23 protein-coding genes, 4 pseudogenes and 1 other annotated feature are annotated in these 24,471 nt (G+C 53.1%); of the genes and pseudogenes, 26 read left to right on the top strand and 1 reads right to left on the bottom strand.

Features of this window, described 5'->3' with window-relative positions; genetic code table 11:
• Positions 1 to 13: 13 nt before the first annotated feature.
• The 17 genes and pseudogenes from ACHHV8_RS06105 (at position 14) to ACHHV8_RS06185 (ending at position 14,515) form a co-directional block, all read left to right on the top strand.
• Positions 14 to 1,045: a rod shape-determining protein gene (locus ACHHV8_RS06105; RefSeq protein WP_395157485.1), complete on the top strand. Its 1,032-nt coding sequence runs from the start codon at positions 14 to 16 to the stop codon at positions 1,043 to 1,045.
• A gap of 37 nt (positions 1,046 to 1,082) precedes the next feature.
• The gene (gene mreC / locus ACHHV8_RS06110; RefSeq protein ID WP_395157486.1) at positions 1,083 to 1,946 is read left to right on the top strand and encodes a rod shape-determining protein MreC; all 864 of its coding nucleotides are present in this window, start codon (positions 1,083 to 1,085) and stop codon (positions 1,944 to 1,946) included.
• The gene (gene mreD, locus ACHHV8_RS06115) at positions 1,943 to 2,476 is read left to right on the top strand and encodes a rod shape-determining protein MreD (RefSeq protein ID WP_395157487.1); all 534 of its coding nucleotides are present in this window, start codon (positions 1,943 to 1,945) and stop codon (positions 2,474 to 2,476) included. Before mreC ends, mreD begins: the two co-directional genes overlap by 4 nt.
• Before the next feature lie 69 nt (positions 2,477 to 2,545).
• On the top strand, positions 2,546 to 3,196 hold the full coding sequence (locus ACHHV8_RS06120; protein ID WP_395157488.1) for a septum site-determining protein MinC: 651 nt from the start codon (positions 2,546 to 2,548) through the stop codon (positions 3,194 to 3,196).
• A gap of 19 nt (positions 3,197 to 3,215) precedes the next feature.
• A complete protein-coding gene (minD, locus tag ACHHV8_RS06125; RefSeq protein ID WP_395157489.1) occupies positions 3,216 to 4,010 on the top strand; it encodes a septum site-determining protein MinD in 795 nt (264 codons plus the stop codon).
• A 7-nt stretch (positions 4,011 to 4,017) separates the two neighbouring features.
• Positions 4,018 to 5,163, top strand: coding sequence for an FtsW/RodA/SpoVE family cell cycle protein (locus tag ACHHV8_RS06130; protein WP_395157490.1), 1,146 nt, complete (start codon positions 4,018 to 4,020; stop codon positions 5,161 to 5,163).
• A gap of 157 nt (positions 5,164 to 5,320) precedes the next feature.
• A complete protein-coding gene (locus tag ACHHV8_RS06135; RefSeq protein WP_395157491.1) occupies positions 5,321 to 6,199 on the top strand; it encodes a peptidoglycan DD-metalloendopeptidase family protein in 879 nt (292 codons plus the stop codon).
• Between the two features lie 9 nt (positions 6,200 to 6,208).
• Positions 6,209 to 6,481, top strand: a pseudogene (locus tag ACHHV8_RS06140) (site-2 protease family protein); the annotation flags it as partial.
• Between the two features lie 67 nt (positions 6,482 to 6,548).
• A complete protein-coding gene (locus tag ACHHV8_RS06145; RefSeq protein WP_395157492.1) occupies positions 6,549 to 7,106 on the top strand; it encodes a site-2 protease family protein in 558 nt (185 codons plus the stop codon).
• A 50-nt stretch (positions 7,107 to 7,156) separates the two neighbouring features.
• A complete protein-coding gene (locus tag ACHHV8_RS06150; RefSeq protein WP_395157493.1) occupies positions 7,157 to 8,278 on the top strand; it encodes an Rne/Rng family ribonuclease in 1,122 nt (373 codons plus the stop codon).
• Between the two features lie 275 nt (positions 8,279 to 8,553).
• Positions 8,554 to 8,642: a sequence feature (ribosomal protein L21 leader region), on the top strand.
• Positions 8,643 to 8,657: 15 nt separating this feature from the next.
• Entirely contained in the window at positions 8,658 to 8,969 is a 312-nt protein-coding gene (gene rplU, locus ACHHV8_RS06155; protein ID WP_094014395.1) for a 50S ribosomal protein L21, read from the top strand.
• Positions 8,970 to 8,978: 9 nt separating this feature from the next.
• On the top strand, positions 8,979 to 9,308 hold the full coding sequence (locus tag ACHHV8_RS06160) for a ribosomal-processing cysteine protease Prp (RefSeq protein WP_395157494.1): 330 nt from the start codon (positions 8,979 to 8,981) through the stop codon (positions 9,306 to 9,308).
• A 20-nt stretch (positions 9,309 to 9,328) separates the two neighbouring features.
• Positions 9,329 to 9,640, top strand: coding sequence for a 50S ribosomal protein L27 (gene rpmA / locus ACHHV8_RS06165; protein WP_395157495.1), 312 nt, complete (start codon positions 9,329 to 9,331; stop codon positions 9,638 to 9,640).
• Positions 9,641 to 9,795: 155 nt separating this feature from the next.
• Positions 9,796 to 10,443, top strand: a complete 648-nt coding sequence (locus ACHHV8_RS06170; protein WP_395157496.1) for a Spo0B domain-containing protein — start codon at positions 9,796 to 9,798, stop codon at positions 10,441 to 10,443.
• Between the two features lie 11 nt (positions 10,444 to 10,454).
• On the top strand, positions 10,455 to 11,756 hold the full coding sequence (obgE, locus tag ACHHV8_RS06175; protein ID WP_395157497.1) for a GTPase ObgE: 1,302 nt from the start codon (positions 10,455 to 10,457) through the stop codon (positions 11,754 to 11,756).
• 336 nt (positions 11,757 to 12,092) lie between these two features.
• The gene (locus ACHHV8_RS06180) at positions 12,093 to 13,325 is read left to right on the top strand and encodes a nitrate/nitrite transporter (RefSeq protein ID WP_395157498.1); all 1,233 of its coding nucleotides are present in this window, start codon (positions 12,093 to 12,095) and stop codon (positions 13,323 to 13,325) included.
• A gap of 137 nt (positions 13,326 to 13,462) precedes the next feature.
• Positions 13,463 to 14,515, top strand: a complete 1,053-nt coding sequence (locus tag ACHHV8_RS06185; RefSeq protein WP_395157499.1) for an anthranilate phosphoribosyltransferase — start codon at positions 13,463 to 13,465, stop codon at positions 14,513 to 14,515.
• 273 nt (positions 14,516 to 14,788) lie between these two features.
• Here the strand turns inward: ACHHV8_RS06185 and ACHHV8_RS06190 are convergent, their stop codons facing one another.
• Positions 14,789 to 15,292, bottom strand: coding sequence for an NUDIX domain-containing protein (locus ACHHV8_RS06190; RefSeq protein WP_395157500.1), 504 nt, complete (start codon positions 15,290 to 15,292; stop codon positions 14,789 to 14,791).
• A gap of 221 nt (positions 15,293 to 15,513) precedes the next feature.
• Here ACHHV8_RS06190 and ACHHV8_RS06195 point away from each other — a divergent pair, with 221 nt between their 5' ends.
• The 9 genes and pseudogenes from ACHHV8_RS06195 (at position 15,514) to ruvA (ending at position 24,457) form a co-directional block, all read left to right on the top strand.
• A complete protein-coding gene (locus ACHHV8_RS06195) occupies positions 15,514 to 15,978 on the top strand; it encodes an ACT domain-containing protein (protein ID WP_395157501.1) in 465 nt (154 codons plus the stop codon).
• 40 nt (positions 15,979 to 16,018) lie between these two features.
• Positions 16,019 to 17,306 (top strand): annotated as a pseudogene (locus ACHHV8_RS06200) (homoserine dehydrogenase).
• An 11-nt stretch (positions 17,307 to 17,317) separates the two neighbouring features.
• Positions 17,318 to 18,317 (top strand): annotated as a pseudogene (gene thrB, locus ACHHV8_RS06205) (homoserine kinase).
• Positions 18,314 to 19,198, top strand: a complete 885-nt coding sequence (gene pheA / locus ACHHV8_RS06210) for a prephenate dehydratase (RefSeq protein ID WP_395157502.1) — start codon at positions 18,314 to 18,316, stop codon at positions 19,196 to 19,198. Before thrB ends, pheA begins: the two are co-directional and overlap by 4 nt.
• Before the next feature lie 6 nt (positions 19,199 to 19,204).
• Positions 19,205 to 20,083, top strand: coding sequence for a branched-chain-amino-acid transaminase (gene ilvE / locus ACHHV8_RS06215; protein ID WP_395157503.1), 879 nt, complete (start codon positions 19,205 to 19,207; stop codon positions 20,081 to 20,083).
• A gap of 349 nt (positions 20,084 to 20,432) precedes the next feature.
• The gene (locus ACHHV8_RS06220) at positions 20,433 to 22,079 is read left to right on the top strand and encodes a LysM peptidoglycan-binding domain-containing protein (protein ID WP_395157504.1); all 1,647 of its coding nucleotides are present in this window, start codon (positions 20,433 to 20,435) and stop codon (positions 22,077 to 22,079) included.
• A 380-nt stretch (positions 22,080 to 22,459) separates the two neighbouring features.
• On the top strand, positions 22,460 to 23,137 hold the full coding sequence (locus tag ACHHV8_RS06225; protein ID WP_395157505.1) for a BofC C-terminal domain-containing protein: 678 nt from the start codon (positions 22,460 to 22,462) through the stop codon (positions 23,135 to 23,137).
• A gap of 180 nt (positions 23,138 to 23,317) precedes the next feature.
• Positions 23,318 to 23,822 (top strand): annotated as a pseudogene (ruvC, locus tag ACHHV8_RS06230) (crossover junction endodeoxyribonuclease RuvC).
• A complete protein-coding gene (gene ruvA / locus ACHHV8_RS06235) occupies positions 23,819 to 24,457 on the top strand; it encodes a Holliday junction branch migration protein RuvA (RefSeq protein WP_395157506.1) in 639 nt (212 codons plus the stop codon). Before ruvC ends, ruvA begins: the two are co-directional and overlap by 4 nt.
• The last annotated feature ends 14 nt before the right edge of the window (positions 24,458 to 24,471 follow it).

Below are 24,471 nucleotides of genomic sequence, written 5' to 3' on the forward strand. Positions count from 1 at the left end.
AGGGAGTACCTACATGTTTGGTGGTTTCACAAAAGACCTGGGCATTGACTTGGGCACGGCGAACACGCTGGTTTATGTAAAAGGAAAAGGTATCGTGGTTCGGGAGCCGTCCGTTGTGGCGCTGCGCACCGATACGAAGACGATTGAGGCGGTCGGAGAGGACGCGAAGAAGATGATCGGCCGTACGCCCGGCAACATCAGAGCGGTTCGTCCGATGAAAGACGGCGTCATCGCGGATTTCGACACGACGTCCACGATGATCAAATATTTTATTCGCCAGGCGCAGAAGCAGCGCTTGCTGTTTCAGCGGCATCCGAGCGTTATGGTCTGTGTGCCGTCGGGAATCACGGCCGTAGAGAAGCGCGCGGTTGAAGATGCGACCCGTCAGGCGGGAGCGCGCGACGCTTATACGATCGAGGAGCCGTTTGCGGCGGCGATCGGGGCGGATCTTCCCGTTTGGGAGCCGACAGGCAGTATGGTGGTCGATATCGGCGGAGGCACGACGGAGGTTGCGGTCATTTCCTTGGGAGGTATCGTAACAAGCCGTTCGATCCGTGTAGCCGGCGATGAGATGGATGAGGCGATTACGCAGTACATCAAGCGTACATACAACCTCATGATCGGTGAGCGCACGGCGGAATCGATCAAGATGGAGATCGGTTCGGCCATGAAGAGCGACGAGCCGGTACGATTCGAAATCCGCGGACGCGATCTCGTGACCGGATTGCCGAAGACGATGGCGATTACCTCCGAAGAGATCACGGAAGCTTTGACGGATACGGTGAACAGCATCGTGGAAGCCGTGAAGGTGACGCTGGAGAAATGTCCGCCGGAGCTGTCTGCGGATATTATCGACAGGGGGATCGTGCTTACAGGCGGAGGCGGCTTGCTCCGGAATCTGGACAAGCTGCTCTCGCGCGAAACGGGGATGCCTGTGCTTGTAGCGGAGAACCCGCTGGATTGCGTGGCGATCGGTACGGGAAGAGCGCTGGAGAACATTCATTTGTTCCGTAAATCCGGGCCGGCAGGGAAATCCAGAAGGTAACAACTAAATTGCAGTAAAGGTTAAAAAGGTGGTTGCGGTGAAATTACTGGGGAACAAGAGGCTGCGTATTCTGATGCTGGGCCTCATCTGTTTTATTGCCCTGATGGGCCTGACGTTAGGCAAACGCGAGCGTTTGACCTGGCCGGAAAAATTTATAACCGACACCGTATCCTGGACTCAAGGATTGTTTTATAAGCCCGCTGGCTACGTAGCGGGTTTCTTTGAGGATATGGGGCAACTGCGGACCATTTTCGAGGAAAATAAGGTGCTGAAACAGACGCTGACCAAATATGCGCGGGATACGACGCGATTGAACGACCTGGAGCAGCAGAATAAGAGACTGCAGGAGGCGCTCGGCTTTACCGAGCGTCAGAAGCAGTCCAATAACTACACCTTCCGGATTGCGGAGGTGGTTGCGGTCAATCCGGATCTGCTTAATAATACAGTTCGGATTAATCTTGGGGAGAAGGACGGCGTCAAGCCGAACATGGCCGTCATGTCCGTCGAAGGACTGGTCGGCAGGGTGGTTCAAGTATCCTCCTTCTATTCCAATGTTCAGCTGCTTAAAGGGATTGACGATACGGCTAACGAATCGAAGGCGATTGCGGTGACCGTCAAGGGCAGAGAGAACGAATCGTTCGGGATCATTGAAAGCTACGACCGGGAGAAGCAGACGCTTCTGATGACGAAGATCGATCCGAACGACAAGCTGGCCGTCGGCGATGTAGTCATCACCTCCGGTCTGGGACAAATTTTCCCGAGAGGCATTGAAGTCGGCAAGGTCATTTCCAGAGAGCCGGGCACTTTCGGCATATCGCATGTTGCGGTCATTCAGCCGTTTGCGGCGTTTGACCATTTGCGCGAGGTATTTGTCGTGATGGTGCCGGAGCAGGGAGGATGATCGTGACCAGAAAGTGGCTTTGGCTTATTTTACTCGCACTCTTTATTTTAGAGGGGACCCTGCTGCAGTGGATTATTCCTGAAGTATGGCAGTCGAAGGTTTATGTGGCTCCTCATTTTATTTTAGTTATCGTGCTGTATATTGGGCTTTATGTCGATCGGCATACGGCCTTGGTGTATGGACTGGTGTTCGGCTTACTACAGGACTTTCTTTATTATTCTCCGATGCTGGGCCCGATTTCCTTTGCTATGGGATTGACCGGCTATTTGGCCGGACTGACGCACCGCCGCCTATTTTCCAATATAGCGGTCAGCATGGTGGTCATCGGTCTTGGGAACTTGTTTTTTGAATGGATACTGTACGGTCTGTACAGACTTTTCCAGGTCACGCACATGGATTTGCAGTGGGCTTTCTTTCATCAGATGCTCCCCAGCATGCTGATCAATCTTCTCTTTGCCCTGATTGTCTACGTTCCGGTCAGGAAACTTTTTGAAAGCATGCAGAACGCATCCCCCGCTTCCGATGAATAATTTTCCCGGGAAGAAGGAAATGGGGAGAATTTTGCCGAATTGTATAGGCTTAGGAGGTTGGGGATGTGTATGACTGCGGTAAAGCATCATGTAACGATCAAAGGGGTCAAGGACGGCCTTGTCTTTTTGCTGGACGACGCCTGCGAATTCGACGAGGTGATGAAGGAGCTTCAGCATAAGCTGGAGAAAACCCATCAAAAAATTTTGACGGGTCCCATCATTCATGTATATATAAAGCTTGGCTCGCGCCGTGCCACGGAAGAGGAAAAAGAGCAGATCCGCGAGGTGATCGGCCAGAAGGGGAATCTATTGATTCAGTCGATTGAATCGGCGGAGGAGGACCCGGCTTCCGAGCTGGTTAACCTGTCGGATGTGAAGCTGCTGAAGGGGATTGTCCGTTCCGGACAAACGCTCACACAGGAGGGGAACATCCTGTTTCTTGGCGATATTAATCCGGGCGGGACGATAGTCAGCTCCGGCAGTATTTATATCATGGGGTCTTTGCGTGGAATGGCCCATGCCGGGGTAGACGGGGACGAGAAAGCCGTCATCGCCGCCTCTCATTTAAGACCGACGCAGCTGCGGATTGCTTCGATTATCAGCCGCCCGCCGGATGAGTGGGGGATTAACGACGCGTTCATGGAATACGCCTACGTCAAGGAAGGCAAGATGGAAATCGATAAAATACATCAATTGCATAAATTAGAAATGAAGCACTAAAGTGAAGGGGTTGATCGGTATGGGAGAGGCAATCGTGATTACTTCGGGCAAGGGCGGCGTCGGCAAGACGACCACGTCCGCCAATATCGGAACGGCACTGGCGCTTCAGGGGAAAAAGGTATGCATGGTGGACACCGATATCGGGCTGCGCAACCTGGATGTCGTGATGGGCCTGGAAAACCGGATCATTTATGATTTGATCGATGTGGCCGAGGGGCGCTGCCGCCTGGCTCAGGCGCTCGTAAAAGATAAGCGGTTCGATGAGCTGTACATGCTTCCGGCCGCGCAAACCAAGGACAAGCATGCCATTTCTCCGGAATCGGTAAAGGATATCGTGCTGGAGCTGAAAAAGGATTTTGAATTCGTCATTATCGACTGTCCGGCAGGGATTGAGCAGGGCTTTAAAAACGCCGTAGCCGGCGCGGATAAAGCGATCGTCGTGACGACGCCGGAGAATGCGGCCGTTCGGGACGCCGACCGGATTATCGGACTGCTGGAAAACGAACGGATCGAGTCGCCTAAGCTGGTTATCAACCGCATTCGCGCCAATATGGTGAAGAAGGGCGAGATGCTCGATATCGACGAGATCTGTTCGGTGCTGGCCATCGATCTGCTGGGGATTGTTCCGGATGACGAGTATGTCATCAAGGCGGCGAACATGGGGGAACCGACGGTGATGAATCCGAGCTCGCGGGCGGCCATCGCTTACCGTAATATTGCGCGAAGGATGCTGGGCGATACCGTTCCTTTGATGCCTATGGAAGAGAAGCCGGGCGTGATGAGGAAATTAAAGAAGTTTATCGGAATAGGATGAGCGGGTCTTGCTGCATAAATTAAGAAAAATCGATATCCCTATTGTAGTCATTCTGCTTGCCTTTATGGTCATCAGCACCCTGCTCGTTTACAGCGCAACGTTAGATGATCCGACGATAAAATTCGATCTGCAAAAAATCATTATCATCTATATTATTTCCATTATCGCCTTTGTCGCCATTACGTTTGTAGACTTTCGGGCTTTATTGAAGATTTCGCCGTATCTGTATGTCGCGGGCCTCTTATTGCTTATTGCGGTTTATGCCTTCGGGAAAGAAATCAACGGGGCCAAGAGCTGGTTTGAACTGCCGGGCGGCCTTCTGTTCCAGCCTGCGGAGATGTCCAAGCTTCTGCTGATCATTTCGGTGGCGGCCTTTCTGGCAAGAAAACAGGGAGAACCGCTGCAGCTGTTAACGGATGTCATTCCGACCGGAGTGATCGTGGCGGTTCCCTTTGCCCTCGTGCTGGTTCAGCCGGACTTAGGGAACGCAATTATATTTATCGTTATCTTCATCGGTATGCTCTGGATCGGCAATGTGAAGTATCTTCACTTTCTGATAGGGGCCTTGCTGGTAGCGGCTATGTTTGCGGCTTTCTTGTATGTATTCAACCATTATCATGAGCCGATCAAACAGTATTTTACCGATCAGGGCAAAGGCCACTGGGTGGCCCGTCTGGATACGTTTATTAATCCGGATTCGGCAACCAAGGATCAGAAGTTCCAGGTCGATAACTCGATTAAGGCGATCGGCTCGGGCGGTTTGACGGGGGAGAAATATTTACAAGGCACCTCGGTCCATCGCCACTTTATTCCTTATGCCTACTCGGATTCGATTTTCGTTGTGCTGGCTGAGGAATTCGGGTTCGTCGGCTCGTCGATTCTGCTTCTGCTTTACTTTGTTCTGATCTATAGAATGATTCTCATATCTATTCAGTGCGGGGATAAGGGCGGCTCGTACATCATCGTCGGCGTCGTTTCGATGTTTGTATTTCAAATCTTCGAGAATGTCGGGATGCTGATAGGCATTATGCCGCTGACCGGGATTACGCTGCCGTTCATCAGCTATGGCGGTACGTCGCTGCTGATTAATATGCTGAGCATCGGGCTCGTCATGAGCACGAAGGTTCATCAGGAGAACGAACCCCGCTTCTAGCCCGGAGTATATTCCATTCATTATATAAAGAGATTCGATCTCGGAAGGTGGCAACACGTCCGAAGGGTCGAGTCTCTTTTTTGTCAGGCGGCTTGCCTCTCCTGTTATATTCAAGTGTACAGGCTCATAGGATGAAGTATATGAGGAGGAGTCGCCTATGGAAACCAAAAACAAGGTGCGCCAAAGGCGCATGGAACGAATCCGCAGCATACAGGAAGCCGGAGCGGGAAGCCGCCCTTATCATATGCCGGGGCAGGATGAGGAGCTTAGACCCTTCCGCGCGAGGCACGACGAAGCAGAAAGCCGCCGGGAACGAGGCCAATTGACACAGCCGGAGCTGTCGGGCCGCTGGGATGATCCGGAATACGCCTGGAGACACCGGTGGGAAAGAGAAATGGGGGACAACCCCTATGAAGATCCGGTGCGCTACGCTGGAGGCGGACGCTGGATTCCCGGTAAAAAAGGCTTCCGCTGGAAGCTGATCGTCAGCTGTGTCGTGTTTGCGCTCGTATACGGGATGTTCCAATGGAATCATCCGTGGGCCAACCAGGGCAAAGCCTTTGTTTCCGGTGCGCTCCAGGATCCTTTTGATTTCCAGGCCGTTGCGCTGTGGTATGAGCGCCAGTTCGGCGGTACGCCCGGACTGCTGCCTGCGCTGAACCCCGTTAAGCAGCCGGATGCCGAGAAGGTAAGCGTTCTGTCCAAGCATTATTTCGTTCCGGTCAAAGAAAGCAAAATTATCGCTCCGTTCGAGCCGAGCCGTCTCGGAGTGACGCTGGAGACGAAGCCGGACGCGACGGTGTCCGCTATGGATACGGGATTGGTCGTATATGTGGGAAGCAAGGAGGATACAGGCTATACGGTCATCCTGCGGCATGCGAACGGACTGCAGTCCGTTTACGGCTGGATCGATCAGGGGCGTGTAGAGCTGAACGATTGGATCAAAGGGGGGAGACGATCGGGACCGTGTCCAAGAACAGCACGAATCAATCGGGCTACCTGTATTTTGCGGTATCCAAGGACAACAAGTTTATGAACCCTGCGGATGTGGTTAAGTTTGAATAGATGGAACCATTGGTTTGGGGTCACCTATCGCTTTCATCCCCTGTTCTCTATCGTCATCCTGCTTTCTTTCTTTGCCGGTTATTTCCTTGAGACGATTACACTGTTCGGCATTGTATTGATTCATGAGCTGGGCCATGTGTCTGCAGCCAAAAGCTTCGGCTGGCGCGTGAGGGAGGTACAGCTGCTTCCGTTCGGCGGCGTCGCGGTTATGGACGAGCTGGCCAGCGTGCCGGTATGGCAGGAGATTGTTGTATCGCTTGCAGGTCCTTTGCAAAATGTATGGATGATGCTTGCGGCCTATTTGCTGCAATCGAACCGGCATGGCTACGGAGGAATGGTGCCATTATTTTATACAAGCCAATGCGTTCATCGCCTTGTTCAACCTGCTGCCGATTCTTCCTCTCGACGGAGGGAAAATCATGCAGGCGCTGATGAGCCTGTGGCTTCCTTACCAACGAACGATTGCGATCAGCTGCGCACTGAGCCTGTTGTTCAGCGCCTTGATGGTTGCGGGCTCCGTGCTTCATCTGTTCTGGGGCGGCATTCAATTGAATGTGCTGATGATCGCCTTATTTTTGCTGGTTTCGAACTGGTATTCCTACAAAGGCTTATCGTACCATTTTATGAGATTTCTGATTAACCGGGAAGCGGCACAGCAGCGGCTGATGAGCCGCGGCGCGCTCGCACAGCCGATTGTAGTCCATGGGCGCCGCAAGGTGCCCGAGATTGTAAGGCTTTTTATGCGTGAGAAATACCACCTGGTATACGTAATGGATGAGCAAGGAGCTATACGCCATGTCCTTCCGGAGAAGCCGCTGCTGCACACCTATTTCAACGAAGCGAAGCGGGGGAGTGCGATTTCCGAGCTTTTCATGTAAAATGAGACCGAGGTGGAAAATCATGAAGCGTATGCTGGTGCAATGCGGTCATGGACCAGATCCAGGTGGCCGTAATGGAAGACGGGAAATTAGTTGAGTACGATAACGAGTCTCGTGGGATGGAGCAGTTGGCCGGCAACATGTATTTGGGACGAGTGGTGAGCGTTCTGCAGGGGATGCAGGCCGCATTTGTGGACATCGGATTGGAAAAGAACGCATTCCTATATATAGACGATATTTTGCCAGCTCATTTGGAAAGGCAGCCCAAGCAGAAGCCGCCTATTACCGATTTGATCCAGATTGGACAAACGCTGCTTGTTCAGGTGGTGAAAGAGCCTGTAGGGACGAAGGGAGCCCGCGTAACCACCCATCATTCGATTCCCGGACGCTGGGGCGTTTATATGCCGGAAGCGGATTACATCGGAGTCTCCAGGAAGATAGAGAATGAGACGGAGCGCGACCGCTTGAAATCACTGGCTGAACGAATACTCGAGCCGGGGGAGGGCTTTATCGCCCGTACGGCGGCTGAGGGTGCCGAGGAAGAAGCGGTCGCTTCCGATTTGGCCGAGCTGCGGCAGCGCTGGCAGGTCGTCGCCGAGCTCGTAAACCGCGAGGGACCGGTTCCCCGCAAGGTGTATACTGACTTCGGCCTGCTGCCGCGCTGGATTCGCGACGTGTTTCAAGAGGATGTGGAGGAGCTGTGGGTCGACGACCGGGAGGCTTATGCGTTAATTATGACGCTGCTGCGCCATACCTCGGCCTCTCTCGCCAAAAGAGTCAGGCTGTACGAGAACCGCAAGGTCATGCTGTTCGCCAGCTTTAATATCGAGGAGCAGCTTCAGAACGGATTTAAGCGCAAGGTATGGCTGGAAAACGGCGGTTATTTGATCGTGGATTATACCGAAGCGTTGACAGTATTTGATGTTAACACGGGCCGATTCACAGGCAGCGTCGATCTGGAGCAGACTGCGAGGGATACGAACCTGCTGGCCGCCAAGGAAATCGCGAGGCTGCTCCGGCTGAGGGATATCGGCGGGCTGATTGTGATTGATTTTATCGATATGGAGCAGGAGGCTCACCGCCAGTCGGTTTATCAGATGCTCGCAGGCGAAGCGAGAAAAGACCTAGACCAAGACGGTGATCGCCGGCTGGACGAAGCTTGGCCTTGTTGAATTGACCCGGAAAAAAGTGAGGGACGGCAAGGACAAGCTTTCCGCCAAGCGCTGCTCCGCCTGTGAAGGCAACGGCTGGGTATGGTCCCAGGAGGGCAAGGGCTGACAGGCTCTTCTTGACATGATAGAATATATAGGTTTTCGGGGTCCCCGCAAAGTACCTGAGTCCGCTTCGAAGCAGTAGCCCCACTTTGTGGGGTTGTTTCATCAAATAAGCAGGAACTAGGCATTGCATTGGTGTCCCGCTTGTGATAAGATATTCAGGTATGTTGCAAAACATGCTGTAACCGCACGAAGCGGGTTCTCAAAGCACATCGCCGCAAGGCGTATGTCACCTGGCTTTTAGGCGAGTCTGAGACATGAGGGAGGTGCAACGAAAATGTACGCAATTATTGAAACAGGTGGTAAGCAGTATAAAGTTCAAGAAGGCGATGTTCTTTACATCGAGAAATTGAACGCAGGCGAAGGCGAATCCGTTACTTTCGATAAAGTCCTGGCTGTATCCAAAGAAAGCGGCTTGGTGCTTGGCGCTCCGCTGGTTTCCGGCGCAGCTGTATCCGCGAAAGTGGAGAAGCACGGTAAAGGTGAGAAAATCATCGTTTACAAATACAAAGCGAAAAAGAACTACCGTCGCAAGCAAGGTCACCGTCAGCCTTACACTAAAGTTGTGATTGACAAAATCCAAGCTTAAGGACAGGCTATGATTCGAGTAACGATCAGACGGGATGCGGACGGTCGGATTCAATCGTTCCGGGTAAAAGGTCATGCGCTGTACGACGAATCTGGCAAAGACATTGTCTGTGCCGGCGTCTCGGCGGTGACTGTCGGTACCGTCAACGCGGTGGAGGCTTTACTGGGTCTGGAGCTGAGAGCGGCCACCAAACATGGCTTGCTGGAAGTAACCGTTCCCGATAAGCTGGAACCGTCGTTGTCAGAGAAGGTACAGATGCTGCTGGAATCGATGATCGTCATGCTGCAATCCATAGAACAATCGTACGGTGCATATATAGCTATGCAAGACAAACATTAATGAAGAAGGAGGTAGACACCATGCTACAATTAAATCTTCAATTGTTCGCTTCCAAGAAGGGTGTAGGTTCCACAAAGAACGGTCGTGACAGTATTGCGAAACGTCTGGGCGTAAAACGCGCTGACGGTCAGCAAGTGACTGCAGGCAGCATCCTGGTTCGTCAACGCGGAACGAAAATTCACCCAGGCAACAACGTTGGTATCGGTTCCGATGACACGCTGTTCGCGAAAGTGGAAGGCGTTGTGAAATTTGAGCGTTTGGGTCGTGATCGCAAGAAAGTTAGCGTCTACCCTGTGGACGCTGCGCCTGTGGCTGCGGCTTTGGAAGTATAATTCCGTCATCGACGATAACCCCGGCGATTTAAGTATCGCCGGGGTTATTTTTGTAGCTGCGAATAGACGTCGAACCGATGAATATTTTGGAACAACATGCTATACTGTTAAGGCTAGGATCAAGCGCGGGTGCGTGGATCGAAAGAGGTCAGGCAATGAATTCTAACCGTTCGAACAACGAGCAAGTTAATCAAACGGCTGTAGGCATGGCGAACGTTCCGGAGCTTCCTGTCGGTGCATGGGAAACGGAACAATATCTTCGGATGATCTCCTTATTTAATCATTACCGCCACGATTGGATGAATGAGATCCAGTTGCTGTTCGGCTATATAAAATTGAAAAAATATGATAAATTAGACGGCCTCATGGAGAAAATAAGAGTAAAGGTACAGACGGAAAGCTTGGTTGCCAAGCTGGGTGTGCCGGAGCTGGTGGTTTATCTGTTTTCATTTCAGACCGAGGCGAAGAATCTGCTGCTGGACGTACATATGGAACAGGAAATTCATTTGAATGAGCTGTTTGCGGATGCGGAAGGCATAGGTCACATGCTCATAGCGGTCATGGAGCTGTTGAAGAGCCAGGCGGTTAAGCATCCGGATAACGAATATCGGATGACGCTTCGGCTAGGTGCGGAGAACGATGCTCTCAAAGCGGATTTTCGTTATGAAGGCCGACTCGACAGTCGATGGGTAGACGAGAAGGTTCAGCCGCTGCTGCGGCAGTGCTGTGTACAGACCCGATCGCTCATTAACGTGGAAGATTATCAGACGGATATTGAAATTTGGGTACCGTTGAATATATAAAGAGGTGGAACATGTTTGTAGATAAAGCGAAGATTTACGTCAAGGGCGGCGATGGCGGCGACGGACTGGTGGCCTTCCGCAGAGAAAAGTACGTTCCGGAAGGAGGCCCGGCCGGCGGAGACGGCGGAGACGGCGGAGATGTGATTTTCCGCGTGGACGAAGGCTTGCGTACGCTGATGGATTTCCGCTATCAGAAGCATTTTAAGGCGCAGCGCGGTGAAAAAGGCCGTAATAAGAGCCAGCATGGCGCGAATGCCGATGATATGATCGTAAGAGTGCCGCCGGGTACGGTCGTCATTGATGACGACACGCAGGAGATTCTGGCCGATTTAACGCGCCACGAGCAAGAAGTGGTTGTAGCCAAAGGCGGACGCGGCGGACGCGGTAACATCCGCTTTGCAACGCCGAACAACCCGGCTCCGGAAATCGCCGAGAATGGCGAGGAAGGCAAAGAACGCTGGGTCATTCTGGAGCTGAAGGTGATGGCCGATGTCGGCCTGGTCGGTTTCCCGAGCGTGGGCAAATCGACGCTGCTCTCCGTTGTTTCGGCGGCGCAGCCTAAGATCGGCGCCTATCATTTTACAACGCTAACCCCGAACCTGGGAGTTGTTGATGTAGGGGACGGCCGCAGCTTCGTAATGGCGGATTTGCCGGGACTGATCGAAGGCGCCCATGAAGGCGTCGGTCTGGGCCATGAATTTTTGCGGCACGTCGAGCGGACGCGCGTTATCGTTCATATCGTGGACATGGCGGCGACCGACGGGCGGGATCCGTTCGAGGATTGGCAAAAGATTAATGAAGAGCTGAAGCTGTACAACAGCAAGCTGGAGGAACGGCCGCAGATCGTCGTTGCCAACAAGATGGACATGCCTGAGGCGGAGGAGTATCTCGCCGTGTTCAAGGAGCAGCTGGCTGAGGTGAATCCGGCGGCGGAGATCATCCAAATTTCGGCTGTCACGAAGCGTGGGATTCAAGAGCTGCTGTATAAAATTGCCGACCTGCTGGAGACGATTCCTGAAATGCCGCATGTGGAGGAATTGGCGAGCCTGTCCGAACGGAAGGTATACCGGCTGGAAGCCAAAGATGACGAGGATTACACGATCCGTCGGGATAACGACGATTTTGTTGTGGAAAGTCCGAGTCTGGAGAAGCTCATTAAACGAACGAACTTCAGTACGGAAGAAGCGGTTATGCGCTTTGCGCGGATACTGCGTAAAAAGGGAATCGACCAGGCGCTGCGTGAACGCGGAGCGAAGGATGGACAAACCGTGCGTATCGGCGATTTTGAATTCGAGTTCGTTGAACGGGAATAGAATACGATCGGTCTAAAGTCGGTCTGAAAAATAATTGGGACTAGGCGTCCTGTGCTCATGTTAACTTCATGGGAGCAGGGCGTCTATTTTTTTTGCTTATTATCGATAAATATACGAACAATGAAGAAATTTTATTTTAATAATGTTCGTAAATAAAAGTTTTTAATCACCAAAAGGAAAAATGTTTATAGGAAATAAATCAAAAACATGAACTATTTTTAAAAAATAGGATTGAAAATTCCGCTTTTGAAATGTATAGTAGCAATATGTCAATAATTCTTACATAAATGGTACACGAAAAACAAGAAAAGCGTTATAATGAGGAGGTAATGTAGAATGGATGTACGAGAATTTCGGAAATCAGGACATTTTCCGAGTTTGTTGTCAGCATTTCTCTATTTCGATGTAAGTTTCATGATTTGGGTATTATGCGGTGCACTTTCCCTCTACATTACAAAGGATTTCGGGCTGACGGATGCGCAGAAAGCGACGATGGTCGCTATTCCTACTTTGGGAGGCTCGATCTTCCGGGTACCGATGGGCATTCTGGCGGACCGGATCGGATCGAGAAAAACAGGGATCATCGGTATGGTGCTCACCATCATCCCGCTGCTATGGGGCTGGCTTGGAGGAACGAGCTTGAGCCAAGTACAGTCTCTGGGCTTTTTATTAGGGATTGCCGGAGCAAGCTTCGCCGTTTCCCTGTCGCTCGCAAGCCGCTGGTATCCGCCGCAGTATCAGGGACTGGCAATGGGCATCGCCGGGGCCGGGAACAGCGGAACCGCATTGGCCACCTTTTTCGGGCCTCAATTGGCCGCCTCGATTGGCTGGCATAACGTATTCGGCCTGACGATGATTCCTTTGACGCTCGTTCTTATCATTTATATTTTCCTGGCTAAGGACAGCCCGAACCAGCCGGCGCCTAAGAAATGGATCGATTATTTATCTGCTTTTAAAAATGCGGATACGTGGTGGTTCAGCCTGTTTTACGCGATTACCTTCGGCGGTTTCGTAGGCTTTTCCAACTACTTCAGCATCTTCTTCTACGATGTGTACGGCGACAATACGATAGCCGGAGGGCTGAGCAAAATTCAAATTGGCTACCTCGTAACGATTACGGTGATCGCCGGCAGCTTTTTTAGGCCCGTGGGCGGGTATATCGCCGACAGAATCGGCGGTATGCGCTTCATGCTCGTGCTCTACTCTGTGATCACGGTATGCGCCTTTGCCGTTTCGACGATGCCGGGATCCTTTGTAACGATGCTGATTTTTACAAGCATTATGATGGCCTGCCTCGGCATGGGCAACGGTTCGATTTTTCAGCTGGTGCCGCAGCGGTTTCCCAAAGAAATCGGCGTAGTCACCGGAATTGTCGGCGCGGCCGGGGGATTAGGCGGGTTTCTGCTGCCGAACAACGTGCTCGGTCCCTTAAAGCAGGCGACAGGATCGCATGTTACCGGATTTCTTGTCGTCGCCTGCCTTGTGTTTGCCGTCACCTTGGCCTTCTATGCGGTAACCCGCAGCTGGAGAAAGGCATGGGCGGCATCCGGCTCCGGAGTTAACTATTGAACGAAGGAAGGCTGTACTACTGAAACGGCGTTCGTAAGCAGAGATTCTGCTTGCGATTTTGCCCTTTAACGATACCGGGAACGTGCTGCAAATTCGCATATGCGTTCATCCGACCGATTCCGAAACGAGGTGACATCATGAAGCAATGGATCAAAACGGTAGGTACCGGAAAAACGGGCTCGCGCCATTTGACGTATGATGAAGCGGTCGCTGCGGCCCACGCGATTGCGCGGGGAGAGTCGACTGACGCACAGACCGCTGCATTCCTTATGGCTATGCGGATGAAAGGCGAAGCCGATGAGGAAATGATGGGCTTCATCGATGTATTCCGTAAATATTCGCTGCCGTACCGTTCTTTTTCCAATTCCTTAAACTGTGCGGGTCCTTATGACGGACGGCATTATTTTCCGGTGACGCTCCCGGTCAGTCTGCTCCTCGCCTCCGTCGGATTTCCTCAGGTGCTTCACGGGAGCGAATCGCTGCCGCCCAAGCTGGGGCAGTCCGTCAAAGAGCTGCTGGAAGGCATGGGCGTACAGGTGGAGCTTGAAGCGAGGGAGTGGGAGAAAATTTTCCTCGCTCTGAATATCGGATTTATCTGGACCGATCTGATCTGTCCTCCGTTCGGCAGAGTCCGCCATATTCGCGAGCAGATGGGACTCCGCACGTTTTTTAATACGGTCGAGAAGGTGATGAACCCCGTTCATTCCCAAAATATCATTATTGGCGTGAATCATAAAACGGCGATGGACCATCTGATCCACCTGCTGCCGAAATCCGGCTTTGAAACGGCCTATATCGTTCAAGGGATCGAAGGCTCGGAGGATCTGCCGATTTATAAAACAAGCGCGATCCGGAAGGTGACGGCCTGGGGAGACGAGTCCAGCGTCATCGATCCGGCTACATTTGGCTTTCGCGGAGACACGCTGGAGAAGTGCAGCAAGGAAGAGCAGTTGCGGACGCTGTCCCGAGTTATTGCCGGAGACGAGTCCGACGATATTCATAACGAGCGGGAGCATGTCATTTTTAATGCGGGCTTGCGGCTGTATTGGTTTGACAAGGTCGGCTCTTACGAGGAGGGCTTCCAGCTGGCCCGTTCGCTGCTGCAGCGCAAGGAAGCCTTGAAGGTGCTGGATAAATGGCGGGATATGAGCAACAAGAGCGAGTTTCGTCCGCGAAAGCAGGCGAATTAGCGGGAGCGGCGAGCTAGCGCTATTTTGGCAAAATAGTCTGGCGCATTTATTGATTAGCGGCATCAGCAAAGACGAAAACCGTAAGGACAGGCAGCAGGCTGCGTCCTTACGGTTTTTTTGACATGATAGAACGGGTCCCCGCAAAGTACCTGAGCCCGCTTCGAAGCATAGCGCCACTTTGTGGGGATGTTTTATATGGTTCCGGGGCCCCCGCAAAGTACCTGAGTCCGCTTCGAAGCATAGCGCCACTTTGTGGGGATATTTACTGCATGGCTAAAGCGCCATCGGATCGATAAGCGGGGCCCACTGGACAACGGGGCGGCTCTCGTGATCGAAGCCTGCGCTGCCCACCCATATATGAGCTGTGGGCCCATGGGTGAAATAATGCTCAAGCAAGCTGTGAAAAATAAAAGGGATTTTCCGGTTCAGCACCTGATCCAGGGGGATCCAGTGCAGCACGCCCTCGTCCGTTTGGAGAATGTCGCGGCGTGCGGTTCGCGCGGTATAAATAAACTGCTGCCGGACTTCGTTCTGGTTTAGACGCAGCAGGATATATTGCAGATGAAGATCGTGGATTTCGTGCTCGGCAAGGCCGGTTTCTTCGTATATTTCCCGGAGGCAGGCCGTTCGCGGATCGTTTAATTCCTCGGGCTCCAAGTGCCCGCCTACCGCGGCCCACATCCCCGGATTTAACGTGCGGGTCATTGAGCGTTTCATCATCAATAGGTCATTGCCGTTAAACAGCATGGCCGTCGCCAACATGCGTGCCCGGATCAAAAGGCTTCTCTCCTTTACTGCCGTGTTGCAGCGCAGGGGAGCTGCGCTCCCCGCCGCCTATACCCCACTGTAGCACGAACCGGTTTCGGTTGGATAGCGTACAAAGGTGGAAACTTTGTGACTAGCGGGGATTGCGAAAACTGCCTATTGCCGATAGGACGCATTTTCGATATAATGTCCACTATGTAGAAACAATCGTCTTTTTAGAGAGGACTGTTACTGTGCTGGGAAAAAAAGAGGCGGAGATCGGCAGTGAACGGTACTATTTGGTTCGCGAGGATATTTTACCTGAAGCGCTCATCAAGACGGTGCAGGCCAAAGAACTGCTGGCCCGGGGCGAAGTGAAGACGATTCATGAAGCCGCAGAGCAGGTGGAATTAAGCCGCAGCGCCTTTTACAAGTACAAGGATGGTATTTTTCCGTTAAGCAAGCTCGATCGAGAGCGCATTGTGACGATATCGATGGATCTGGAGCACCGTTCGGGCATTTTGTCCCGCGTGCTGGCCATGATTGCAGGTTTGGAAGGCAACGTGCTGACAATTCACCAGACGATTCCGCTGCAGGGAGTGGCCAATGTCGTGATTTCCGTAGAGACTTCGCTGATGGGAGAGCCTGTCGCTCATCTGCTGGAGAAGCTGCGCGAGCAGGACGGGGTCAGCCGGGCAACGATCGTAGGGCAGGGTTAAATAAAGAGAGACATGCAATTACATTAGGAGGGAAACGAAGATGAAACCAATTAAAGTCGGCCTACTCGGCCTTGGAACGGTAGGGACAGGCGTTGTCCGCATAGTAGAAGGAAACCAGCAGGATTTGATAAGCCAAACGGGCGCTTCGCTCGAAATTTCCAAAATTTTGGTTCAAGATAAGAGCAAGGCGAGAAATATTGCGATCTCAAGCGACAAGCTGACGGAGAATGCGTGGGATGTTATTGAAGATCCGGAAATCAACATCGTGATCGAGGTAATGGGCGGCATCGATCTGGCCAAATCCTACATTTTGAAGGCGCTGGAGAACGGCAAGCATATCGTTACCGCCAATAAGGATTTGATGGCGCTGCACGGTCAAGAAATTTTGGCCAAGGCTTCCGAGAAAGGCTGCGACGTGTTCTACGAAGCGAGCGTAGCCGGCGGGATTCCGATTATCCGCACTTTGGTGGAGGGGCTCTCCTCCGACCGGATTACGAAAATCATGGGGATTGTGAACGGAACGACCAATTATATTTTGACGAAAATGAGCCAGGAAGGCGCGGCTTACGACGATGTGCTGAAGGAAGCGCAGCAGCTCGGCTATGCGGAAGCGGATCCGACCTCCGATGTGGAAGGCTTTGACGCGGCGCGCAAAATGACGATTCTCGCTACGCTCGGCTTCCATGCCAATGTCGCTTTGAGCGATGTGTCCGTTCGCGGCATCAGCCAGGTGACGAAGGAAGATATTCTTTATGGCAAGCGTCTCGGCTATGAAGTGAAGCTGCTCGGCATCGCGGAGTCGCAGGACGATCATATCAGTGTCAGCGTGCAGCCGACGATGGTGAAGCAGTCCCATCCTCTGGCCTCGGTGAACGGCGTGTTTAACGCAGTTTATGTGTACGGCGAAGCGGTTGGCGAAACGATGTTCTACGGAACCGGGCGCAGGAGAGCTGCCGACGGCGACGTCGGTCGTAGCGGACTTGGTTGCGGTGGTGCGGAACCTGAAGCTCGGCATCAACGGCCAACGCGGGTTTGCTCCTTATAAAGAGAAAAAATTGAAGTCCGACGAGCAGATCGCTTCGAAAAACTTCATCCTGCTGCACGTGGAGGACAAAGCCGGGGTATTGGCGCAGATCACGCAGGTGTTCGCCAAGCATGAAGTGAGCCTGGAATCGGTGCTGCAGCACCCGAACCGGACGAATCCGAAAGCGGAAATCATCATCATTACCCATGATGCGAATCAGGCGGCAATGAAGAAGGTGCTCAAGCAGTTTGAAGAGATGGATGTCGTTCACGAGATCAAGAGCGTGTATCGGGTAGAGGGGTAAGGTACGCATTTATGGGAGCTAATGCAAGCGCAAATTTAAACGGAAGCAAGCAGAAGGTATACGTCAAGGTGCCTGCCAGTACGGCGAATCTCGGTCCCGGCTTCGATACGCTGGGCATGGCGCTCAATTTATACGAATGGATTGAAATGGGCTTTGCGGAGCAAACGAAAATTCATCTGTTCGGCGAGCAGGTCAGCGGCATCGCAACGGATAAATCGAATTTGATCTACAAGGTCGCCCAGATGGTGTTCGAGAAGGCCGGCGTACAGCATCCGGAGCTGGAAATCGCGATGTACAGCGACATTCCGCTGACACGCGGACTGGGCAGCAGCGCGGCGGCTATCGTCGGCGGACTGACGGCAGCCAATGCGCTGATCGGCAGCCCGCTGTCCGACGATACTCTCTTTCAGATGGCGACGGAGCTTGACGGACCATCCCGACAACGTCGGGGCGTCCCTATTCGGCGGACTGGTCGTCGCCTTCTGGGACGGGCAGCGCGCGGAGCACATCCGCGTCGAGCCGGACGACAGACTCGAAGTGCTGGTGGCGATCCCGCACTTCGAGCTGTCGACAGAGAAGGCGCGGCACGTGCTGCCGCGCGAGCAGAGCCTGACGAATGCCGTCTTCAACGTCGGCCATTCGTCCGTGCTTGTCGCCGCCCTGTGCACCGGGCGGCTCGATATGATCCCGCGCGCGATGAAAGACGCGCTGCACCAGCCTTACCGGGCCGCCATGGTCCCAGGGCTGGCCAAGATCCTCGCCGAGGCGACGGACCACGGCGCCCTGGGCGTAGCCTTGAGCGGCGCGGGCCCGACGATGCTCGCGCTGGTCGACCGCGGCAGCTCCCGCAAGGCGGAGCTGGAGCGGTTCCTGCTCGCCACGCTGCAGAGCGAGCAGATCGAAGCGACGCTGCTGTGGCTGCAGCCGGATACCGGCGGCGTAAAGGTGTTGACACACTTTGATGCAGGGTGTACATTATTCGAAAACATCAAAGGAGATGTCCGCACATGAAGCGAATCGCGCTTTTAGGTCCGGGCACATTCACGGAGGAATCGGTACACAGCTTTCTGGGCAGCAGCGACGCTTATGAGTACGTCAATTACAAGCTGATCGACGATGTATTCATGGCCACGGTGAATGGGGAAACGGATTACAGTGTCATTCCGATCGAGAATACGTTCGACGGCTCGGTCCGTCTGCATCTCGACTGGCTTATTCATGAGGTGGATCTGCCGATGCAGGCCGAGTGGGATTTCCCTATTTCGATCAATCTGCTGGGGATTGAGCCGGGAACGGGAAGTCTGGATTCGCGCTGCGGCGGCTTGACCAAAATCATTTCGCACGGCGTCACCTTGACGCAGTGCAGGCAGTTTTTGCGTCAATATTTGCCGCACGTGGAGCTGGAGCAGGTGGGCAGCAACGGTGAAGCGGCCCGCATGGTCAGCGAGCTGAAGCGGCCCGACGTGGCGGCTCTGGCCCCGAATGGAGCGGGCACTCTGTACGGCCTGCATACTTGGGCTCAAGGCGTGCAGGATCATCAAAATAACCATACCCGCTTTGTTCTGGTCGGCAACGAACCGCTCCGGCTGCCGGAGCGGCCGGCCAGCCTGACCAAAACGACGATTCTCGTCACCTTGCCGGACGACTATCCGGGCGGTCTGCATCAGCTGCTGTCCGCCTTTGCATGGCGCCGGATCAACTTGTCCAAGATCGAGTCCAGACCGACGAAGAAGAAGCTGGGCACTTATTACTTTTATATCGATGTTGAGGCATCCCTGGATTCCGTGCTGCTCCCGGCGGCGCTTCAAGAGATTGAAGCGATTGGCTGCCAGGTTCGCATATTAGGCTGTTATCCTACCTATTCTTATGAGCCTGTACACTCGGAGGTGTAGTAAGGTATGCCGCAAATCATCTATTTGAATGGAAAGTATGTCGGCAAGGAAGACGCGCAAATTTCCGTCTATGACCATGGATTTTTGTATGGAGACGGTATTTTTGAAGGCATTCGGGTCTACAACGGCAATATCTTTAAATCGAAGGAGCATCTTGACCGTTTGTATGACTCCGCCAAATCGATTATGCTGGATATTCCGCTTTCCCAGGATGAAATGCAGCAGGTGCTGAGCGAGACGATTCGGCGCAACGGACTAAGGGACGGATATATACGTCTGGTCGTATCCAGAGGCCCTGGAGATCTCGGTCTTGACCCGCGCCGTTCGCCGAAAGCGAATGTGATTATCATCGTTGAGCAGCTTTCCATTTACCCGGAGGAGGCTTATCAGAACGGGCTTAAAACCGTCTCGGTGTCTACACGCCGCAACGTGCCGGACGCGCTGAATCCGAAGATCAAATCGCTGAACTATTTGAACAACATACTGGTGAAAATTCAGGCGAACCTGGCCGGAGTCGGCGAAGCTATTATGCTGAACTCGCAGGGGTACGTGGCTGAGGGCTCCTCGGACAACATTTTTATCGTCAAAAGAGGCGTCATCTACACCCCGCCGTGTTATGTCGGCGCACTGGAAGGCATCACGCGTGCGGCTATCATGGAGCTGAGCGAAAAGCTCGGGTATAAGCTGAAGGAAGAGCCGTTTACCCTGCATGACGTTTATGTGGCGGACGAGGTTTTCTTCACCGGAACGGCTGCAGAGGTTATCGCAGTCCGGGAGGTCGATGGCCGAATCATCGGAGAAGGCAAGGCCGGACCGATTACAACGAATCTGCTTCAGGAGTTCCGCAAGCTCGTGGAAATAGACGGCGTAAAGGTTTACGAATAAGCGACAAGCTCATACACATAGAATGAAGCAAGAAGAAACCGGCATCTCGCAAGGGATTCGTTTTCTCTTGCTTTTTTGACGTATAGACCAAGACGGCCGGACTTGCATATCCGCATACGTAGGGGCGTGGATTTGAATGGCCGACAATGGATATTCAATACAGCGCACACATTTTTTAGCCAAATCGATGGTCAAATGCCTACCTGCCTGCATAAACTGTATTGTCATTTTATTTCGTCGCGTGTCTCATGCCGGAAGCGGAAACCGCGTCGACAGCAAAGTGTTCTCTGGAACGAACAAGTTGATGGAGAAAGGCTGCTAAAGTGAATACTTGAAGGAGGTTTGTGCAGTGAAAATCCATATGGTCAAGAAAGGCGACACCCTCTACCAGATTGCGCAAAAATACAATGTAGATCTGGATGCGCTGATCGCGCTGAATCCTCAGATCCCCGATCCCAATGTCATTGATGTAGGTATGAAGGTGAAAATTCCAAGCGCGCCCAAGCCGGTTGAACCGCCGTCAGACTATCTCTACAAGCATATCGTCATGCAGGGGGATACGCTATGGAAGCTCGGCAAGGCTTGGAATGTTCCCTTGAATGACATGATTGAAGCGAACCCGCAGTTGAAAAACCCGAGCGTGCTGATGACGGGCGAAACGGTGTATATCCCTAAGACTAAGCCACAAACAGGTCAACAGGGCTCGCACCATCACTATCACGGAGGCCAGGGGCATAAGAAAAATACGGCGCCGATCCAAACCGAGCCGGTTGCCCCGATGCCTGTCGAGCCGTTGCCTCAAGTGAATGTTCCGAATGCGGAAGCCGAACCGACGGCGGAAATGCCTTTTATCCCGTTCCCTAACATTCCTAATATCCCTAACATCCCCAATATGCCTAATATGCCGAACATGGAAATGCCTCAGCACACGGCGCCAAATATGGAGCTTCCATACCACCATACTCCGAATATGGAGATGCCTCAGCATACATTACCGAACATGGAGATGCCCCAGCATACATTACCGAACATGGAGATGCCCCAGCATACATTACCGAACATGGAGATGCCTCAGCATACATCGCCGAATATGGAGCTTCCGTATCACCATGCTCCGAATATGGAGATGCCGTATCATCAAATGCCTAATATGCCGGCTCCGTACTCTCCGTTTACAATGGAGCAGCCGATGGCGGAAAGTAATCCGAACCAGCCTATGTATGTGAGTCCGTTCTCGCAGCAGGCGCCGGATCAGATGCCGGAAGTGCCTGCGAATCTGCCGAATTTCAGCGCTCAAGGGCCGGCATCGGACCTGTTCAAGCCTTTCCATGTACCTGCGACGGAAGTGATGTCCTCGCAGCCGAACGATGTGAGCCCGGCCGCATGGCAGGCGCCTGATCTTCCGGCTTTCCCGAATATGCCGTCTGCGGGGCAAATGCCTTTTGGCGGCTTCCCTGCTCAGCCGTATCCGGATTTCACGCACCCGCTGTATGAAAAAGACTGCGGCTGCGGTGGCCCGGGTCCGCACAGCCAGCCGATTCCTTATCCGCTGACGCCTCATGCGGAAATGCCGGCCTTGACTCATGCGCCGCAAGGATACCAGCCTATGTATCCAGGCCATGGCTTTCCGGGCATGATGCCTTCGGCAGAATTATCGCCTTTCCATCATGGATTCGATCCGACGGCCATGACATCCGCTTTTCCCGGCGGAATGTACCCGAACCCTGGGTATCCGGCGCACCCTTATGCAGGGTTCCCTTATCCCGGACAGCATGAATACGTCTGGGGTGATAAATCGAGAGGCGATGAAGAAGAAATGAGAACCTCCTCGGGTCAAGTGTCGTCCGTATCTTCGGGAGCGGCGGAATCCGTGCAAGCAGCTCCGAGCAAGAAAAGAACCCGGACACAAGGCTCCGGCCGCAGCTCCGCACCGAAAACAAGCGGCAGAACCTCTGCCAAACCGAAGTCGAAACGCTCGCCATGGATTAACGTATAGCAATCCGGCTCATTGCATGAAACCCGGGCTGGCCCGCCGCTGAAAGTATAGCGGGGCCGGCCCTTTTTTTCGTTTGAGCAGGCTTCCGTATATTCAGACCAGCAGATGGGAAAAATGGTAAAAAAAGATACATAGGTTGTCGAGAAAGCCGCCCTGAGTGATCCATGCGTACTAACGCAGGCGGGGGATCCAAGCTTACGAAGCCCGTTTTTCTACGAAAAACGCTTAGTTCACGTCCGCCTTTGAAATCCGTGAAAATACCGCTAATTCCCATCCAATTCACGGATTTCAACAGCGGCTGGAGGAGGATACCCCACCGGAGTATCATGCCAATTCAGGGTTTCTCGACAAGCTCATACAATCGATAGAAGGGGATGCGGATGATTCTTCTCAACTTGCTAAACAAAATTAAAAAAAAGCTGCGTTGGAAGCGTCGCTGGATCACTTTGGCATCTATTTTGGCTGCAGCCGGACTGACGATGCTCGCATTAGCCATGCTGAACAAAGGAACGTTATTTCCAGGGCGGGGCGTGAGCGAAGAGCAGCCGGTATTCGGCAGAGGAATAAGCCAGGTGGTTCAGGTTCAGCCGGAGGAAGAGGTAATGTCCGTTGTGAATCAGATGAAGGGCCAGCGGGAGGCCTATGCGAAAAAAGCCTACGTTTGCGGCGAAGAGCTGCAGCTGCTCGGCAAGATGACGCCGCAGCAAATTTTACAATATCATAAAGAGCACCCGGTTCTCACGGTTACGATGGGGGAAGCGGGAGACATTTACTTTACGGAAAAGATAGACGACCTGTCGCCGCAATGTAAAAATAATGCTTACTTCGGACTGGATGCCGGGGGTAATTTATCGCTGTTCGAAGGAGTGCCCGAAAGCAAGCAGGTGATCCGCACCTTTTTCCAGCTGAATATTCAATATCTGGAAAGCAGTCTGCCGAAAGAAACGGTGAAGCAGCTGTATCGCGGCATTCCCGTCAATAATCTGGAGGAATACAACAGCGTGCTGTCCACCTTTGCCGATTTTGCCGTTGAAGAGAAGCTCAAACAGCTCAAATAAGCCGAAACGAACCTGCGGGACAAGCCGCGGGTTTTTTTATTTTTCCGGAACTGCGCAAAAATAGGGTGTGGTTATGTTATCCAGCCGTTTTGTGTCTTTTGGGGCGTGTCAGGTGAGGCAATATCTGCTATAATGGCAGGTGAACACATATGTTCGCTTTTAGAATGGAGAGTGCAGCGGTTGCGGATTATGGGGATCGACCCGGGGATTGCGATTGTCGGCTTCGGGTTTGTGGATAAGGAAGGCTCCCGGCTTGTGCCGGTTCAATATGGCAGTATTCAGACGGAGGCGCATACGGATCATGCCCTGCGTCTGCAGATGGTTTACGATGCGGCGGTTGCAGCTGCTGGACAAATATAAACCGGATGCGGTGGCGATCGAGAAGCTGTTTTTTAACCGCAACGTGACGACGGCGTTTACGGTAGGGCAGGCGAGGGGCGTTCTGCTGCTTGCGGCCGTGCAGAAAGGTATTGCGATTGCGGAATATACGCCGCTTCAGGTGAAGCAATCGGTTGTCGGCTACGGGAAGGCAGAGAAAAAGCAGGTGCAGGAAATGGTGCGGATGCTGCTGCATTTATCGGCCGCTCCGAAGCCGGATGATGTGGCCGATGCGCTTGCTATCGCGATCTGCCATGCCCATGCCTCGACGCTTCAACAAAAAATGAACGAGGTAACCAAACGATGATCGATTTTTTAAGAGGAACGATTGTACATAGAGAGATCGACTATGTGGTGATGGACGTAAGAGGCGTGGGCTACCGCGTATTCTGCGCCAATCCGTACTCCGCTTCGTTGAAGGAGGGGGAGGAGACGACGCTCTTTATTCATTATCAGGTACGTGAGGACGCCCATCTGCTCTTCGGCTTTACGACCCGCGAGGAGCAGTCTTTGTTCCGTCTGCTCATTGAAGTGAACGGCATTGGGCCGAAGGTGGCCATCGGCATTTTGGCCGGAGGCGGCAGACCGGAAGCCATCGCGGCTTCCATCCAGCAGGAAAATATTAATTTCCTGACCAAGCTGCCGGGCATCGGCCGTAAAACGGCGCAGCGGATCATTCTGGATTTGAAGGACAAGCTGGGCGGCATCTCAACTCCGGCGGAATCGCTGTCCGCCTTCAGCGGCGCGGACGATCTGTTCGCTGCGCCGCAGGGCCTCAACTCCTGGAGCGAAGCGAAGGCCGCGCTGCTTGCGCTCGGCTACACGGAAGCGGAAGCCGACCGGGCGGGGCAGGCGATCAAGCCGAAGCTGATCGGCGGAGAAACCGTGGATGCGGTGATGAAGCTGGCGCTGCAGGCGTTGTACCAGCAGTCCATGCGGTAGAAGGAGGACGACAC

Origin of the sequence: Paenibacillus sp. TAB_01 (genome assembly GCF_043945595.1) — a bacterium.
GTDB lineage: Bacteria > Bacillota > Bacilli > Paenibacillales > NBRC-103111 > Paenibacillus_S.